This window comes from Bacteroidales bacterium, from assembly GCA_012517825.1.
GTDB lineage: Bacteria > Bacteroidota > Bacteroidia > Bacteroidales > JAAYUG01 > JAAYUG01.
This window is the reverse complement of sequence record JAAYUG010000148.1, coordinates 1-15349: the sequence shown is the minus strand read 5'-3', so window position 1 is coordinate 15349 and position 15349 is coordinate 1. Positions and strand designations below refer to the sequence as shown.

The 15349-nt window shown below is 45.8% G+C and carries 15 protein-coding genes and 1 tRNA gene; 9 read left to right on the top strand and 7 right to left on the bottom strand.

Features of this window, described 5'->3' with window-relative positions; genetic code table 11:
* Positions 1 to 114 precede the first annotated feature (114 nt).
* Positions 115 to 2760: an AsmA-like C-terminal region-containing protein gene (locus GX419_10470; GenBank protein NLI25116.1), complete on the bottom strand. Its 2646-nt coding sequence runs from the start codon at positions 2758 to 2760 to the stop codon at positions 115 to 117.
* A gap of 130 nt (positions 2761 to 2890) precedes the next feature.
* On the opposite strand from GX419_10470, the gene GX419_10465 reads away from it, so the two are divergent.
* The 3 genes from GX419_10465 (at position 2891) to GX419_10455 (ending at position 3806) form a co-directional block, all read left to right on the top strand.
* Positions 2891 to 3343, top strand: coding sequence for a D-tyrosyl-tRNA(Tyr) deacylase (locus GX419_10465; GenBank protein NLI25115.1), 453 nt, complete (start codon positions 2891 to 2893; stop codon positions 3341 to 3343).
* Positions 3343 to 3672: a nucleotide pyrophosphohydrolase gene (locus GX419_10460; protein ID NLI25114.1), complete on the top strand. Its 330-nt coding sequence runs from the start codon at positions 3343 to 3345 to the stop codon at positions 3670 to 3672. The genes GX419_10465 and GX419_10460 overlap by 1 nt, the downstream gene beginning before the upstream one ends.
* A 59-nt stretch (positions 3673 to 3731) precedes the next feature.
* Positions 3732 to 3806 (top strand) — tRNA-Val (locus GX419_10455).
* A 93-nt stretch (positions 3807 to 3899) separates the two neighbouring features.
* On the opposite strand, the gene GX419_10450 is transcribed toward GX419_10455, so the two are convergent.
* From GX419_10450 to GX419_10435, 4 genes are all read right to left on the bottom strand, one after another.
* Positions 3900 to 4961, bottom strand: a complete 1062-nt coding sequence (locus GX419_10450) for an NAD-dependent epimerase (protein NLI25113.1) — start codon at positions 4959 to 4961, stop codon at positions 3900 to 3902.
* A 234-nt stretch (positions 4962 to 5195) separates the two neighbouring features.
* Entirely contained in the window at positions 5196 to 5513 is a 318-nt protein-coding gene (locus GX419_10445) for a hypothetical protein (GenBank protein ID NLI25112.1), read from the bottom strand.
* 163 nt (positions 5514 to 5676) lie between these two features.
* Positions 5677 to 6663 (bottom strand): glycosyltransferase family 9 protein, encoded by a 987-nt coding sequence (locus tag GX419_10440; GenBank protein NLI25111.1) that lies wholly within the window; start codon positions 6661 to 6663, stop codon positions 5677 to 5679.
* The gene (locus tag GX419_10435) at positions 6660 to 7391 is read right to left on the bottom strand and encodes an alpha/beta hydrolase (GenBank protein NLI25110.1); all 732 of its coding nucleotides are present in this window, start codon (positions 7389 to 7391) and stop codon (positions 6660 to 6662) included. The genes GX419_10440 and GX419_10435 overlap by 4 nt, the downstream gene beginning before the upstream one ends.
* Positions 7392 to 7716: 325 nt before the next feature.
* Here GX419_10435 and GX419_10430 point away from each other — a divergent pair, with 325 nt between their 5' ends.
* Positions 7717 to 8139 (top strand): hypothetical protein, encoded by a 423-nt coding sequence (locus GX419_10430; GenBank protein NLI25109.1) that lies wholly within the window; start codon positions 7717 to 7719, stop codon positions 8137 to 8139.
* A gap of 201 nt (positions 8140 to 8340) precedes the next feature.
* Positions 8341 to 9675 carry a caspase family protein gene (locus GX419_10425; protein ID NLI25108.1) on the top strand — a complete coding sequence of 445 codons (1335 nt, stop codon included), beginning with the start codon at positions 8341 to 8343 and terminating at the stop codon, positions 9673 to 9675.
* 7 nt (positions 9676 to 9682) lie between these two features.
* On the opposite strand, the gene atpC is transcribed toward GX419_10425, so the two are convergent.
* Together atpC and GX419_10415 are read right to left on the bottom strand one after the other, a co-directional pair.
* On the bottom strand, positions 9683 to 9943 hold the full coding sequence (atpC, locus tag GX419_10420) for an ATP synthase F1 subunit epsilon (protein NLI25107.1): 261 nt from the start codon (positions 9941 to 9943) through the stop codon (positions 9683 to 9685).
* Between the two features lie 6 nt (positions 9944 to 9949).
* Positions 9950 to 11461: a F0F1 ATP synthase subunit beta gene (locus GX419_10415; GenBank protein ID NLI25106.1), complete on the bottom strand. Its 1512-nt coding sequence runs from the start codon at positions 11459 to 11461 to the stop codon at positions 9950 to 9952.
* A 144-nt stretch (positions 11462 to 11605) separates the two neighbouring features.
* Between GX419_10415 and GX419_10410 the strand changes: the two genes are divergently transcribed.
* The 4 genes from GX419_10410 to GX419_10395 form a co-directional block, all read left to right on the top strand.
* On the top strand, positions 11606 to 12619 hold the full coding sequence (locus GX419_10410) for a prenyltransferase (protein ID NLI25105.1): 1014 nt from the start codon (positions 11606 to 11608) through the stop codon (positions 12617 to 12619).
* A 185-nt stretch (positions 12620 to 12804) separates the two neighbouring features.
* Positions 12805 to 13290, top strand: a complete 486-nt coding sequence (locus GX419_10405; protein ID NLI25104.1) for an RNA polymerase sigma factor — start codon at positions 12805 to 12807, stop codon at positions 13288 to 13290.
* A 1-nt stretch (position 13291) separates the two neighbouring features.
* On the top strand, positions 13292 to 14362 hold the full coding sequence (locus GX419_10400; GenBank protein ID NLI25103.1) for a hypothetical protein: 1071 nt from the start codon (positions 13292 to 13294) through the stop codon (positions 14360 to 14362).
* Positions 14363 to 14441: 79 nt separating this feature from the next.
* Positions 14442 to 15349, top strand: a 908-nt coding sequence (locus tag GX419_10395) for a PorT family protein (protein NLI25102.1), incomplete at its 3' end; no start/stop codon positions are given.

Genomic DNA, 15349 nt, shown 5'->3' with positions numbered 1-15349 from the left:
AGCTGATTGGTGTAAAAAAGAGAACTGACGCCAATTGCAACTGCCGTAAGGAAAAGCAGGAATTTCCAGCGTTGTTTCTCGCGGTAGATATTCTTCATAAGGAAACGAAGTTACTCATTTCTTTTTTGTCGTATCAGGAAGAAAGTCCTCATCCCATTCAATCCTGTATGTTGCCTTATCGTCCTGCTTTTTAACGGCCTTTTTCTCCGGTTCGGAGGAGGGTTGCCATTGCTCATCAAATTCAATTTTCGGCGATTCAACCCCCCTGGTTTTATTGCCGGTACGGAATGAACTGTCGGACCGGTTGCGACTGAATTCTTCTTTCAAAATGGTTTTCAGGGTTTCCTTTTCATTTCTCAGACGGCCCTTGATATCAGAAAAAGCTGATTTTGTATCGTACCCCACGCTTACATTCTTCCCGTCGCCCCGTATAACCAGATGCAGCAGCATTTTATGCGCATCATCCGGTGATACTATTCCGAATTCGGTATTTTCTTTTTTCATTTTCCTGGCTTTTCCGCTCAATACCTCATTAAGAAGAAGACGAATCCGGTAGGTATAGGTATTGTCAAAATGGTGTTCTCCCGAAGCGGAAATATTAAGTGCCGACGATTTTATGTCCATTACCGGGAGAATGACGGTCTTGTCGCGGATATAGATTTCATTCTGAAGCGTCGAAAAATAAACGTGCTGGAGGTCTTCAACCTTAATAAAGTCCGACAATCCCATCAATGGTTCAAAATCAATCAGCTCTCCCCTGGAAATAGTCACAGAAGCTCCGGCAAGCACAGTTTCCGGCTTAAGGCGGAACTGATTGTCCCATTCAGCCTGGACATCAGCATTCCCATCAAGGATACCCCTTACATGTTTGTCGGTTATAAAAGTCTGCCCGAAACTGTTCATCCCTGAAAACAACTGGTTAATATCCAGTTTATTAAAATTGCACTGAGCCCGCACCATAAAATCATAGTTGTAACGCTGTACCACAGCGCCGCCTCCGGAAACTTTTCCCGCCATGGTTTCCATGGTTACCGACCTAAGAACCAGCATGAAAGGATAATACGATGCCATGCCGGCCACATGATCCGCCCCAAACTTGCCAATCTTCAAGTGATCCAGTGAGAAATCGAGATGAAAACGGATGCTGTCGGGAAAATGAAGCCCCTTGCTTTTCTGGACCGGTTCCCTCGTCTTTTCTTCTGAACCCAGGGTAAGTTTCAGGGAAGGAGAATAAACCTGTGCATGCATCTCAAGCATTTCTCCCGATGTCAGCCACCGGTGAAAGCCTGGCAAAAGCGCCTGTACCCTGAAACGGTTGGGCCCCGATACCAGGTTCATGTCTTTGATGACAAATTCGTGGCCGGGTTTTACCAATCCGCTGATGTCTGTCAGCCGGATACCCTGATCTCTTAAAAATACGGCCCCGTCGGATATCTGCAGGGTGCCGCCATAATTCCAGTCGGCTAATGCTTTCCTTTTGAACGTTGTCAGGCTTTGAAGGGTTCCCCGGGCAAAAAAATCTCCCCGTATCCGCCCCTGGCAGACAATGGCTGAATCCAAGGAAAAGGAGCGGAAAAGATCTCCTGCATCAGCGTCTGTTTTGAATGACATCATCACAGAAGGGTGAATAAAATTTTCCAACCGGAGAGAACCCGAGAACCTGCTGTTTCCAATCGAGAAAGAAGTTTCCGATAAATGAACGGAAGCTGATCTTAAACTGTGGAACGCTCCCGTGCTGAAACGAAGCTTTGTTGCCAGATTTTCCAGATACACCTCTTTCACGAGGCGGAAGCGGCCTTTTTCCAGCTGATATTCCGCTTCAACACGTGGAGAAAGGGATGGGCTCACGGTATCGTAAATTCGTACAAATCCTGTTACCCGCCCGGAAGGGGAGAATTTCTCAAATTTTTCCTTGTACGCCAGGGGAAGGGATCGGAGAATCTCCCGCATGTCGGCATTCTTTATCTGCACAACGATGTCAATCAACAGGGGAGGTCCCTCCTTCATTGTCCCTTCTGCCGTCAGCAAAAGTTTGCCGGCTTCCAGCTTTCCTCCCTGAATATTGTATGTTCCGTCTTTTACCAGAATTTTTGTTTCAGCCGACGTCCTGATGCCCCCCGGAAAAACCAGGCTGTCAATCTGCATTACCCCTGTGAAGCCTGAGGCTTTAATGGCCATGGTAAATTCGGATGCACTGAAATCACCCTGTACCCTTGCATGGGAAAGAAAGTTTTCAATCCTGACCTGCTTGAAGAGACTTTCGTATCGAAAAAAGACATCCCGGATTTTCACATCCTTCAGTTCAACAAAGAATTTGCTTTCCGCTCCGGTTTCGCTTTTTTTCCACACCAGATAGTTGGGAATACCGTTCCTGTCAATCAATACATTGAGGTTTCCCTCATTGATCTGAACCGAATGGATGCTGTAATACTTTCTGAGAAGATCGGGCAAACTGAATTCGAGCCGGATCGCTTTGAAGGCAAATACCGTATCGCCATAACCCGAAAACTGATGAGCAGAAAAATCAGCAGGAGCAAAGCCTGTGACATTGGAAAACTCAACGGAAGCTCTTGGAAAACTGCTCAGAAAATGAAATTTGATTTCCGAGGCCTCAACTTTGATCCGTAAAAAGTGATTCAGTTCATTCAGCACAAATTCTGTCAGGTCTCTCCGGAAAAAAAAACCAACCGAAATGCTTACTGAACCAATTAATCCGATAACAATAAGCAAAACAACCAGCACCTTTTTCAGCACTCCCATTCCTGCAATCTTTAAAAAATGTATTTTAGCCCTGCAATATTAGTAAAACGCTGCAAATAAAGCAGGATATGCATGAAACGGAAGAAGTGCCGGGATATTTTGTTTCAGGTAACCGTATAACATTTCAGCTATGCGTGCCGTCATTCAACGAACCACATTTTCAGAAGTAACCATCGACAATACGGAAAAAAAGTCACTGGGAGCGGGATTAATGATTCTTGTCGGCATTGAAGAGTCAGATACCCCGGACGATATTGATTGGTTATGCGGAAAAATTTCCCGCCTGCGCATTTTTGACGATGCCGATGGTGTCATGAATCTCTCGGTGCAGGATGTACGGGGTGAAATTCTGGTCATCAGCCAGTTCACCCTTCATGCCAGTACCCGTAAGGGCAACAGGCCTTCTTACAGCCGGGCCGCAAGGCCTGAAACCGCAGAACCCCTGTTCAACCAATTCGTGCATACCCTGCGTCAGGTTTCCGGTTGCGTGGTGGAAACCGGTAAATTTGGCGCCTACATGCAGGTGCACATTGTTAACGACGGACCGGTAACGATCATTATGGATACCAAAAACAAGGAATGATGACACTGAAGGAAGCCCAGGAAAAAGCCGATCAATGGATAAAGGAACACGGCGTTCGATACTTTAATGAACTCACCAACCTTGCTCTGCTGATGGAGGAAGTTGGTGAAATGGCACGTATCATGGCCCGCCGCTACGGAGAACAATCGCACCGGGAGGGAAGCAATCAGGGAAATCTCGAAGACGAAATGGCTGACGTGCTGTTTGTGCTTCTGTGTATCGCCAACCAGACCGGCATAGATCTTACTACAGCCCTGGAAAAAAACCTGCAGAAAAAAACCAGCCGTGACGCCAACCGTCATAAAGCAAACCCAAAATTGAAGCAGTAGTTGATTATACCGGCTATTTTTTTTAACTTTGCCCCCTGAAAATCTGCTCCATTGATTACGGGCTGTTAGCTCAGTTGGTTTAGAGCATTACCTTGACAGGGTAGGGGTCACTGGTTCGAATCCAGTACAGCCCACAGAAGAGAGTGTATAAATACGTTCAATCGGCCGGTTGTTTCCCAGCATCAACCGGCTGATTTTTTTTATTCTCCTGACGGAGGATTTTTTATTCAGGTTGATCCTTTTTCATAGTAGGCGAGGTACCATTGTACAAAACGGTGTACCCCTTCTTCAACCGATGTGCGGGGTTTGTATCCCGTAACTGCTTCCAGATCCGATACATCAGCCCAGGTACCCGGCACATCTCCCGGCTGCATTGGTTTGTATTGCAAAGTGGCCTTTCTGCCAAGTTCCTTCTCCAGCGCATGGATAAAGTCGAGCAGACGCACCGGCCGGTTATTTCCAATATTGAAAATCCGGTACGGAGCAGTTGAAAAGGCAGGATCAGGATGCTCAGGATCCCAGTCGCTTCTTCCGGCAGGAGGCATTGCAGCAACCCGCAAAATACCTTCGGTAATGTCGTCAATGTAGGTAAAATCGCGGGCCATTTCCCCCTTGTTGAATACTTCCAAAGGTTCCCCTTTCAGAATAGACCGCGTGAAAATAAACAAAGCCATGTCGGGGCGTCCCCATGGACCATAAACCGTAAAAAAACGCAGTCCTGTTGAGGGTATTCCGAAAAGGTGGCTATAGGAATGGGCCATCAGCTCATTGGCTTTTTTTGTCGCAGCGTACAGGCTCACAGGATGATCCACCGAATGGTGCTCGCTGAAGGGCATAGCCTTGTTGAGACCATACACACTTGAACTGCTGGCAAATACGAGATGCCTTACCGGAAATGCCCTGCATCCCTCCAGAATATTCAGAAACCCTTCTACATTCGACTCGATGTATGCTTCAGGATGCTGAAGGCTGTACCGCACTCCGGCCTGTGCCGCCAGGTGGATGACGATATCCGGCCTCTCCTGCTCAAAAATCCTGAAAAGCTCTTTCTTCTGTTCGAGAGAACATTTAATAAAACGATAGGAAGGGTATGTTTTGCTGACTGTCAGTTTCCCCGTGTCGGCTTCATCCCTGGTAATCCCGCATTGGGCTAAGCGGGCATACTTCAGTTCCGGCTCATAATAATGGTTGATATTATCGGCTCCTATAACTTCCTGCCCCTGTTCCATCAGCTTTCTGACAACATGGTATCCAATGAATCCGGCAGTACCCGTAACCAGATATTTCATCATAATAAAATTAATTTTCAATGGTATGATGGAACCCACATGTTCGGCATTTTATTACCGCTGTGTTTGTGTTTGTAAAACATGTGGGTTTCATACCCTTTTTTCGGCCCAATATACGAAAAACCATCGGAACCGGGGCGGCCTCATGCAACCGCCTGCTTTTGTACAAAGATTCAGAAAATATCCTGCCGGAGATTGCGAAAAATCAATAACCCGGGACAGTCTCCCGGGATGTCATGCCACCGCAAACGTGGTCTCGTCAATGAGTTTTATTGGACGCCCTGAAACCTCAGAATACAATTCCGGCAAGTCAGCATGAACATAAAAAGGATCTTTGATGTGCCAATAAATTTCCGCATTATCCATCCGGGATAGAAATGCATACAATGCCCTGCTGAAGCAGCAATTCATGTATTCTATATCAATGTGAATTTCTTTAATGTTACCAGCCATACTTTTCAGGGCATATACTGTTTCACAGTCAGTATCCCTCAGGGCTCTGCCTTCCAACCAGACATTCTCCCTGTCAAACCGCACTTTCAGATAATCCATATTCCCGGAATTAATTGGTTCGTTAACGCTAACAATGATACATCTTTTTTTATCGGGTGGAGAATTCCCCTAAATGATCTTAATCATCATTACAATGTAATTTCCGACAATTTTAAAATAGTGTCAAAGGATCCAGCCTTAAAAAAGGGTTTTGAAATACCTTTCAGACGGTAATCTGGTTTACATACTCAGCAAGCTCTTTATAATCAATATCCATCATACAGCGGAAATGTTTTTTCGGGCACGACGGGTAACCCAGTTTGGAACAGGGCCGGCAGGAAAGGCCGTTGACCTCAAAGATGCGGGATTTTTCTCCCGGCAGATAGGGATACATGCCAAACGCAGGAATGGTATTGCCCCACACCGAGATGACATTTTTCTTAAAGGCTGAAGCAATATGCATCAGTCCGGTATCAGGGGTGACAACAGCCAGCGACTGCTTAACCAGCCAGGCGGACTGCCGCAGGGAAAATTTCCCGCAGGCATTGAACACATTCCCTCCGGCCATGCGGACAACCTGTTCAGCATTTGCAACGTCAAATTTGTCGCCCAATAGCAGAACCGGCCGGTTGAAGTGCCGGCACAGCATGGCAATTTTTTCAGGTGGAATTTGTTTTGTTGTATGCCGGGCTCCCATGGCAACAGCAATGTAACCTCCGTGCAGAAAGGCGGGTAGTTCGCTCCGGGGCACCTCGTCCTCAGAAGACAGAAAAAAATCAAGCCCTTTGCCGTCATTTTCAACGTCAAAAAGTTTCACCGTATCCAGATACCGGTCAACAATATGCCTATCCGGCAGTTTATTGATTTTAAACTGTACCATGAGCCATTTCTGCCAGTTCAGCTTCTTCACACTGAAGGAAAGCCAGGGAAGAGCTGTTTTAACGCGCCAGGAGCGAAGGCTGTTATGAAGGTCTATCACGTAATCATACCCCTCTTCCTTCAGTTCTCTGATGGTTTCGCCTACCGAAGGTTTCAGCAGAACAATCCGGTCAATATAAGGATTACCCCGTAAGACAGAAGCATACGCCGGTTTGGTCAGATAATGAATTTCAGCCCCTTCAACCTGTTTTTTAAGGCACCGGATAACCGGTGTTGTTAGAACAATATCTCCGATGGAACTGAACCGGATAATCAGAAACTTGACGGTCATTGGGCACTCAGAAAAAGTTTGTTCAGGAATATCATCAGGGCAAGCCATAGTTCGTGACTTTCAGGATTTTCTTTCAGCAATGCCGCGGATCCCTGATGACCGGGAACATTAACCGGCTGAACCATGGTAACAGCCTGGCCCCTTGTTTTTTCAAAGATGCGGGCAACATACGGATGTTCCTCCTGGGTGGAATAAACGTAAACCGGCTTGTCAAGAAACTGCATCGAATCGGTTACCGAAATTCGGCGGCCGAAATATTCACCCGGACTCAGGGCAATTACTGCTGAAACGTGCGGATTATTGACCGCCTCAACCAGACAGAGGGAGGCTGAAAACATACTGCCCAGCAGAATAATGGGTTTTTTGCTCTTCCCTTCCGCATACGAAACAGCACCCCGGATATCGTACAGGGCATCGTAATAACCCGGTTGCAATCCTGCCCCTCTTGCGTTCATGGCAGTTATATTCCTGACATAATTCTTTTCACCCCCTGTTCTGAGATCCACCGCCAGGCAGTTGAATCCCATGCGCACAAAACGTGGTGCAATTTCTTTGTATTCTCCCCTGCTGGAACCAGTCTGATGAAACAACACTATATACGGTAGTGTATCGCTCAGAATATATTCATCAGCATGCACGGTCAATCCGTCGGACGCCGGAAAATCCGTTTCAACCTGAGCTTCTGAAACCCCGCTCCCAAGAAAAAATATTCCGGAAACCAGAATCATAGCCAGTAATCGCATTAAATGCATCCTCTCCGGAAGAACTGGATCTTCCTGTATGTGAGAATGTAACGTAATAACTGATGCTTTCCTGTTCATTATGCTGATGATAGTAACTGCAAATTACGGCAAATTTTATGGAAAATGTCTGTTTATTTATCAATTAAAGCTGTTCGTTTATCATTGCCTACCGAATGGTAATTTCATCTATTTGCTTAAGTTACTATTCATTATGTAATATTTTATTGATTTTGTTCCCATTTGCCAGATTTGTGAAATATCTTACCTTTGAAAGGCCTAACAGTATTTTCTAACCAAAATGAATAAGCCTATGAAATTTTTAAAACTGTTTCTTATTGCGGGAGTAGTTGCATTGTTGTTTGCACAATGTACAGTATCCTCCCATTCCATGAAAACACCCAATAATTATATTGAATTCAACAAGGGTGATTTCGAGTATTCTGACCAGGTTTCAGGAGAAGCCACGGAAGTTAAAATCCTTGGCATTGACTGGGCACGCCTTTTTGATAAAAAAATGGGAGAAGTTTCCGGAATTTCAGGGTTTGAAATTCCCATCATCGGTTCCTTTCTTGCCAAACGGGTCAACATGTACGCTATCTACAACATGATCAAGGACAACCCGGGCTACGACATTGTTTTGTATCCTCAATTTGAAACAGAAACTGTCAATCAGATTTTCATAAAAACCACCAAGGTGAAAGTAACTGCCCGTCTGGGTAAGCTGAAGAAATAAGTTTCGGTTTTTTGTCTTTTTTTTCCGGGGATGTCTCAAAACTTCGTTTTTCAGCATCCCCGGAATGATTTTATGTATCAGCCTGGTGTTGCTGAGCGCCAACCGTCTGATATGCAAATAATGTAACCATTTCTGATTGTTTTCGTAATATTGTACTGGAAATCATTTCTTTTCCCGTTCTGTTTAAGAAAACCAAACCGCATGAAAAAACTCTCCTTGCTCCTTCTTCTGCTGGTGGCAGCTGTTCCCTTATTTTCCCAGCAGCCGCAGGAAGATGTTATTGTCTATATCAACCGATTGAAGAAATCAACCAACAGCGACAAAGACTTTAAGGTTTACTTCGGCGACAAGTATATCGGAACATTCGAAGGAATCAATCCGGCTGTCACGCAGGAATCAAAAGGGAAATGGATCGTTGTTGGCATTGCTTACTCTGAAAAACTGATTCTACGGGTAACTGACAAAAAGGGCCAGGAAATTGACCGGCTTGTTATTGAGACTTTTCCGGGACGTTCCTGTTTTGTTGAATTTAATCCTGCCGCCGGCTATGGAGTTAAGGCATTGCACCAGATAACCAATATGGAGGGCCGGAAGCAATTTGCCGAAACCACAACTGCCAGTGTTCAGATCATCACACCCCAGATTGCTTCCAGAGTATGGGCAGAAAAAGGGAAACTTGACATAGACGATAATGAACCGGTTTCAGCTCAGGCAAAAGCCTCCTCCCAGTCAAAAACGGAAGATTTTCCGGTACCTCTTACGGATGGCAGGAATGGAATCAGCGTGGAGTCCACTCTGGGAACCCAATTCCAGGAAGAAATCAACCGCGGAAAATATTATGCTTTGATCATCGGAATACAGGACTATCTGGACCCGAATATCAATGACCTTGACCAGCCGGTTAAAGATGCGCAGGCATTGTATGATGTACTCACCAAATTCTATACCTTCAGCCGAGAAAATGTTATTCTTCTGAGCAATCCCCGGCGCCAGCAGATTACCAAAGCACTGGACGACCTGGTTGAAAAAGTAACTCCTGATGACAATCTATTGATTTTTTATGCCGGACATGGTCATTGGGATGAAAAGCTGAAGCAGGGTTTCTGGCTTCCGGTTGATGCTTCCGAAAAAAACAGGGGAACCTGGTTTTCCAATGCTGATCTGAAAACCTATATCGGAGGGATCAATGCACGGCATACTCTTTTGATTACTGATGCCTGCTTCGGCGGGTCGATTTTTAAAACACGGGAAGCCTTTACAGACGCTTCAGCCGACATCCAGGAACTTTACCGCTACCCCAGCCGCAAGGCCATGACAAGCGGTGCCTTGAATGCCGTACCCGACCGGAGTGTGTTTATTGAGTACCTGATCAAGAGGCTTCAGAACAACGATAAAAAGTTCATTTCCGCCGAACAACTGTTTTACAGTTTTAAAACCGCAGTGATTAACAACAGTGCAAACAATCAGATTCCCCAGTTCGGAGAAATACGTGAAACAGGCGATGAAGGCGGTGATTTTATCTTTGTCAGAAAATAGCTTTCGCTCACTGGCCGGTAACTTCTTTCAGCTTCTCAGCAAGAACAATGATTTTGTTGCTCTTTACTTCAATCACTCCGCTTTCAATCTGAAAGATAAGTTTTTGACCGTCTTCGGTAATAACCTTAATTTTTCCCTCTTCCAGAAGGCTTAAAATAGGAGCATGGTTGGGCAGTACTTCAAAGCATCCTTCTGCTCCGGGTACCGATATCAGGCTGATTTTGCCTGAGAATACATTTTTTTCGGGTGTGACTATATCCAGCTTCATCCCCGTTTATTTTTTGGCTTCCGATATCATTCTCTCCCCTTTCTCAATGGCATCTTCAATTGTTCCAACAAGGTTGAAAGCCATTTCAGGATATTTATCCACCTCGCCGTTCAATATCATATTGAAACCCTTGATGGTGTCTTCAATGGACACCAGCACACCCGGAATTCCGGTAAACTGCGATGCCACATGGAACGGCTGGCTGAGAAACCGCTGCACTCTTCTTGCCCGGTGCACCACCAGTTTATCTTCTTCCGAAAGTTCATCCATTCCGAGAATGGCAATAATATCCTGTAATTCCTTGTACCGTTGCAGTATTTCCTTGACCTTTTGTGCCGTTTCATAATGTTCCTTGCCAACAATGCCCGGAGTCAGAATGCGCGAAGTGGAGTCAAGGGGATTTACCGCAGGATAAATTCCCAGCTCTGCGATTTTCCGGTCGAGCACCGTAGTGGCATCGAGGTGGGCAAAGGTTGTTGCCGGGGCAGGGTCAGTAAGGTCGTCAGCCGGAACATAAATTGCCTGAACCGAAGTAATGGAGCCCCGTTTGGTGGAAGTAATACGTTCCTGCATAAGCCCCATTTCCGTGGCAAGGGTTGGCTGGTATCCTACAGCCGAAGGCATACGGCCCAAAAGCGCCGATACTTCAGAACCTGCCTGGGTAAAACGGAAAATATTGTCAACAAAGAAAAGAATATCCCTGCCTCCGCTTTTCTCATCACCGTCACGGAACGATTCGGCAATAGTAAGGCCCGAAAGAGCAACGGTTGCACGGGCTCCGGGCGGCTCATTCATCTGTCCGAAGACCAGAGTTGCCTGCGACCGGCGCAGTTCTTCCTGGTCTATTTTTGACAGATCCCAGCCCCCTTCTTCCATTGACTTAAGGAATCCTTCACCGTAGCGGATTACTCCCGATTCAATCATTTCCCTCAGCAGATCATTTCCTTCACGGGTTCGCTCTCCAACTCCGGCAAAAACCGAAAGTCCGGAATATTTTTTGGCTATATTATTGATCAGTTCCATGATGATGACCGTCTTTCCTACACCGGCACCGCCGAAAAGCCCGATCTTTCCTCCTTTGGCGTAAGGCTCCAGCAGATCGATAACCTTAATACCGGTAAATAGTATGGCCGTTTCTGTACTCAGATTCTCAAACTTAGGCGGTTTACCATGAACCTCATACCCTCCTTCCATACTGAATTTCCCCAATCCGTCAATCGGCTGGCCGGTAACGTTCAGCAAACGACCTCTGATTTGCTCACCAACGGGCATTTTGATGGCACCACCCGTAGCCCGGACTTTCATCCCCCTGTACAACCCGTCGGTTGAATCCATGGCAATGGCCCGAACACTGTTTTCTCCTATATGCTGCTGGCATTCAACAATCAGAACCTCGCCATTGTCCCGCATCACTTCCAGTGCATCATGTATCTTCGGGAGGTCCCCGCCTGCATTCTCAAAACTGACGTCAACAACCGGACCAATAACCTGGATAATTTCTCCAATATGTTCAGCCATATTTCTGAAATTTTATTCGGTGCAAAAATATATTTCAAAAAGTTAAAAGTAAAAAAAATCTCTGAATGCGATATAAAATTTTGAAGTTGAACCTTTTTCTTTTGTCGGTTGTTGTTACAACTATAACAAATAAATCAGCGTGTTATGATAAATGTAGCTATGTGGGGGAAGGCTCTGAGAGTCATTCCCCGGATTTCGAAGGAAGAATGGAACCATCTGGATATCATTTCCCGATGGCTGATTGCCAGCCGTTCAGCCGTGTTTGTAATGACGGCACTTTCAGCAGGTATAGGGGGGCTTCTGGCCTTCCGGACAGGTTCCTTCTCTCCGTTCATGTTCCTGCTTGCACTGACAGGCCTTGTCCTTGCCCATGCCACCAACAATCTGATCAACGATTATGTGGATTACCGGAAAGGGATTGACCATAACAATTATTACCGTGCCCAATACGGTCCTCAGGCGCTTGAGCACGGACTCCTGAACCCCCGGCAGTTTCTCACCTACATTTTTATTTCAGGTGCACTTGCAACAGCCATAGGCTTGTATCTTGTCATTCATTCAGGATTTCCGGCCCTGGTATTTATGCTGGCGGGTCTCTTTTTCCTTTTGTTTTACACATGGCCGCTCAAGTATTACGGGCTCGGGGAACCCTCGGTTGTTCTGGTGTGGGGACCTCTCATGGTAGGAGGCACTTTCCTTGTGGTCTCAGGCGGCCGATGGGACTGGAGCGTATTATGGATCAGTCTTGTTTATGCGCTCGGTCCGACATCGGTGCTTCTCGGCAAACACATTGACAAACTTAAGGAAGATAAGGAAAAAGGCGTTCGTACCCTGCCGGTGATTGTTGGAGAAAAATCGGCCAGGTACCTTACCATCAGTCTTTTAATACTTCAGTATCTTTTGGTAGCAATGATTGTCATAACAGGAATGACTGGTGCTTCGGTGCTGATCATATTGCTTGCCCTGCCAAAACTGTTTAAAACCATCCGTATATTTTCCAGACCCCGTCCTTCGTCAGAACCTGACGATATCCCAAAAGGAAGCTGGCCATTGTATCTTGTCAGTTATGCATTCGTTTATAACCGTCAGTTTGGTTCACTTTTCCTTCTGGGGCTGATTCTGGATGTGATCTTTTTCAGGGCAGGCATCCCGTTCTGAGTTCAGAAGCTTTTCCAATACAGCCGGCTGGCCATTGGTAACAGTCGGCTGTATTTTTTTTCAATTCACGGGCCTTCACAAAAAACACCCGTCAGTACCTTTTTTGATTGCGCCGGAAAATAATTTCCTTCTCAGGTGTAACATTTCTTGGTTACATTCGTCTTATTTACACTACCGGCCAGAACATGACCACTGACGAATATAACCTGTGTGTAGACCAGTATGCCGACAGCCTGTACCGCTTCGTTCTGAAGAATCTCAGGGATGCGGAAAGGGCAAAGGATATTGTGCAGGATACCTTTGAAAAACTCTGGACCAGGGCCGATACGGTTGAATTCAGCAAAGCAAAAAGTTACCTGTTTACAGCCGCTTACCATACCATGATTGACATACTGCGAAAGGATAGCCGCCAGGAATTCACCGATGAAATGCCAAATGAAATGGACACACACAATACCCATTACAGCGACCTGAATGAAATTCTTCATGAAGCTATGAACCGCCTTCCGGAAGTTCAGAAAGCTGTTATACTGCTGCGCGACTATGAAGGATACTCCTATGAAGAAATTGCCCGTATTACCGGCCTTAGCGAATCCCAGGTGAAGGTATATATTTTCAGAGGACGGGTTTTTCTGAAAAACTATATTGGAAGCCTCGAAAATGTCATCTGATATGATTACAAGAGAAAATTTTGAAGTATACGCAGCTGACTTTCTCGACGGAAAACTTTCGCCCGAGGATACCATCCTCTTTCTTGCCTTTCTCCGTGAAAATCCTGACCTGAAAGAATTGCTCTCTGAAATTGACAAATTTTCCCTTACTCCGGGAAATGAATCCTTTACCGGGAAAAACACCCTTCACAAGGATTTCGCACTGAAGACCAGAGTTACGGCTGATAATTTTGAAGAATTTGCCGTTGCTTCGTCAGAAAATCTTCTGACCATGCGTCAGGAGCAAAATCTGGAACTCTATTTAACCCAGCACCCTGAAAAACAAAAGGATCTTGAACTTTTCCGGAAAGTACACCTTTCTCCTGATCTTTCCATACGCTTTCCCTCCAGAAAAGCATTATACCGCGGCAGAAAAAGGACCCTTTTGTATTACAGAAATGCTTTTGCAGCCGCCGCTTCCTTCCTCTTGCTGGCCGGTTTGTACCTGTTGCTGGAAAGACCTTTTTCAGAAACACATCCTTCAGCCGGTACAACCGTTGTTCAGGTTCCTGCTGCAGAAAAACCTTCTGAAGAAATCCGTACCGTAGATCAGCCCGTTAACTCCGGCAAACCGGAATACACCGCAACGGCAGAAAAATCAGGAATGCCCGAGGGGAAGACCCGGGTTACGCAAGCACAAAAGTCAAATGAAACTAAAGAGGATTTTGCGCTGAAAGAAGTTCAGCCGATTCCTCTCCAGCCTGTTCCTTATACGTATCCCTCGCTGGGAATGCAGGCAGCACTGACCGGAACACCTTCGTCAACCCTTCAGCAAAAACCTCGTGAAGAATATTTGTCCCTGACTGAACTTGCCGCCATGGAAATAAGGAAGCGAATCAAGCCGGTATCAGCAAACGACAAAACACCAATTACCCTGTGGGACATTGCTGAAGCTGGTGTCAATGGCCTGGGCAAACTTACCGGAGCAAAAATCCGCCTCGACAAAAAATATGGCCCCGACGGAAATCTCATTGCCGTGGATTTTGAATCCCCCCTGTTTGCATTGTCGGCTCCGGTTAAAAAAAATAACTGAACCCTGTAACAAATCCTCCTCCTGTCCGTCATACTGACAGAATAACCTGTTCAGATTGTTGAATCTAATGATTAAAACTATGAAACGTTTACTATTAATGCTGGTGTTTACAGCATTTGTCATTCCGGCTTACATGCAGGATTCTGATTCGTCAGGGATCGCAGGCACTGAAAAACCGGATGAACTTTCCGACAGTACTTCTTCTGAAAGAGTCATCATTGTGTCAGCCGATAACAAGAAAGACACTGTCCGCCTGAAAATCGGGAAAAAAGGCATTGCCATTATTGAAGACGGCCCGGAGACCATTGTAAAAGTGACAGAAATTGACGAAGATAAAAAGCCTGATGAAAAAGCTCCTGAAGAAGTTGAAGTTGAAACGGAAGGTGAAGACCATGGAGAAAAAACCTCCCATCCAAGGATGAAAGGACACTGGGCCGGATTTGCCTTCGGTCTGAATAACTTTGTTGACAGGGATTTCAGCATGTCGCGCACCGACGAAAACCGCTTCATGGACCTGAATACCGGCAAGTCCTGGAATTATAACCTCAATCTGTTCGAACAGAGTTTCGGCTTGTATTCTGATAAAATCGGGCTGGTTACCGGACTTGGTTTTGCCTTCAACAATTACCATTTTGACGGGAACAACAGCATTACCAAGGACAGTCTGGGAAATACCGTATCGCTCGATTACGGTGCCCGCGGAATTAATCTGGAAAAAACCAAACTGGCTACCACATACCTGAACCTGCCTCTTTTGCTGGAATTCCAGTTCCCGGGCCCTCCGAAGAAACGTCTGTATTTTTCGGTAGGTGTGGTGGGAGGACTTAAACTCGGAAGCCATACCAAGGTAATCTATAAACTGGATGGAAAACAAAAAGACAAAATCCGTGATGATTTTAACCTTTCGCCTCTGCGCTATGCCTACACGGCAAGGGTTGGCTACCGTAATCTCCAGGTATATGGAAATTACTACGCTACCCCTTTGTT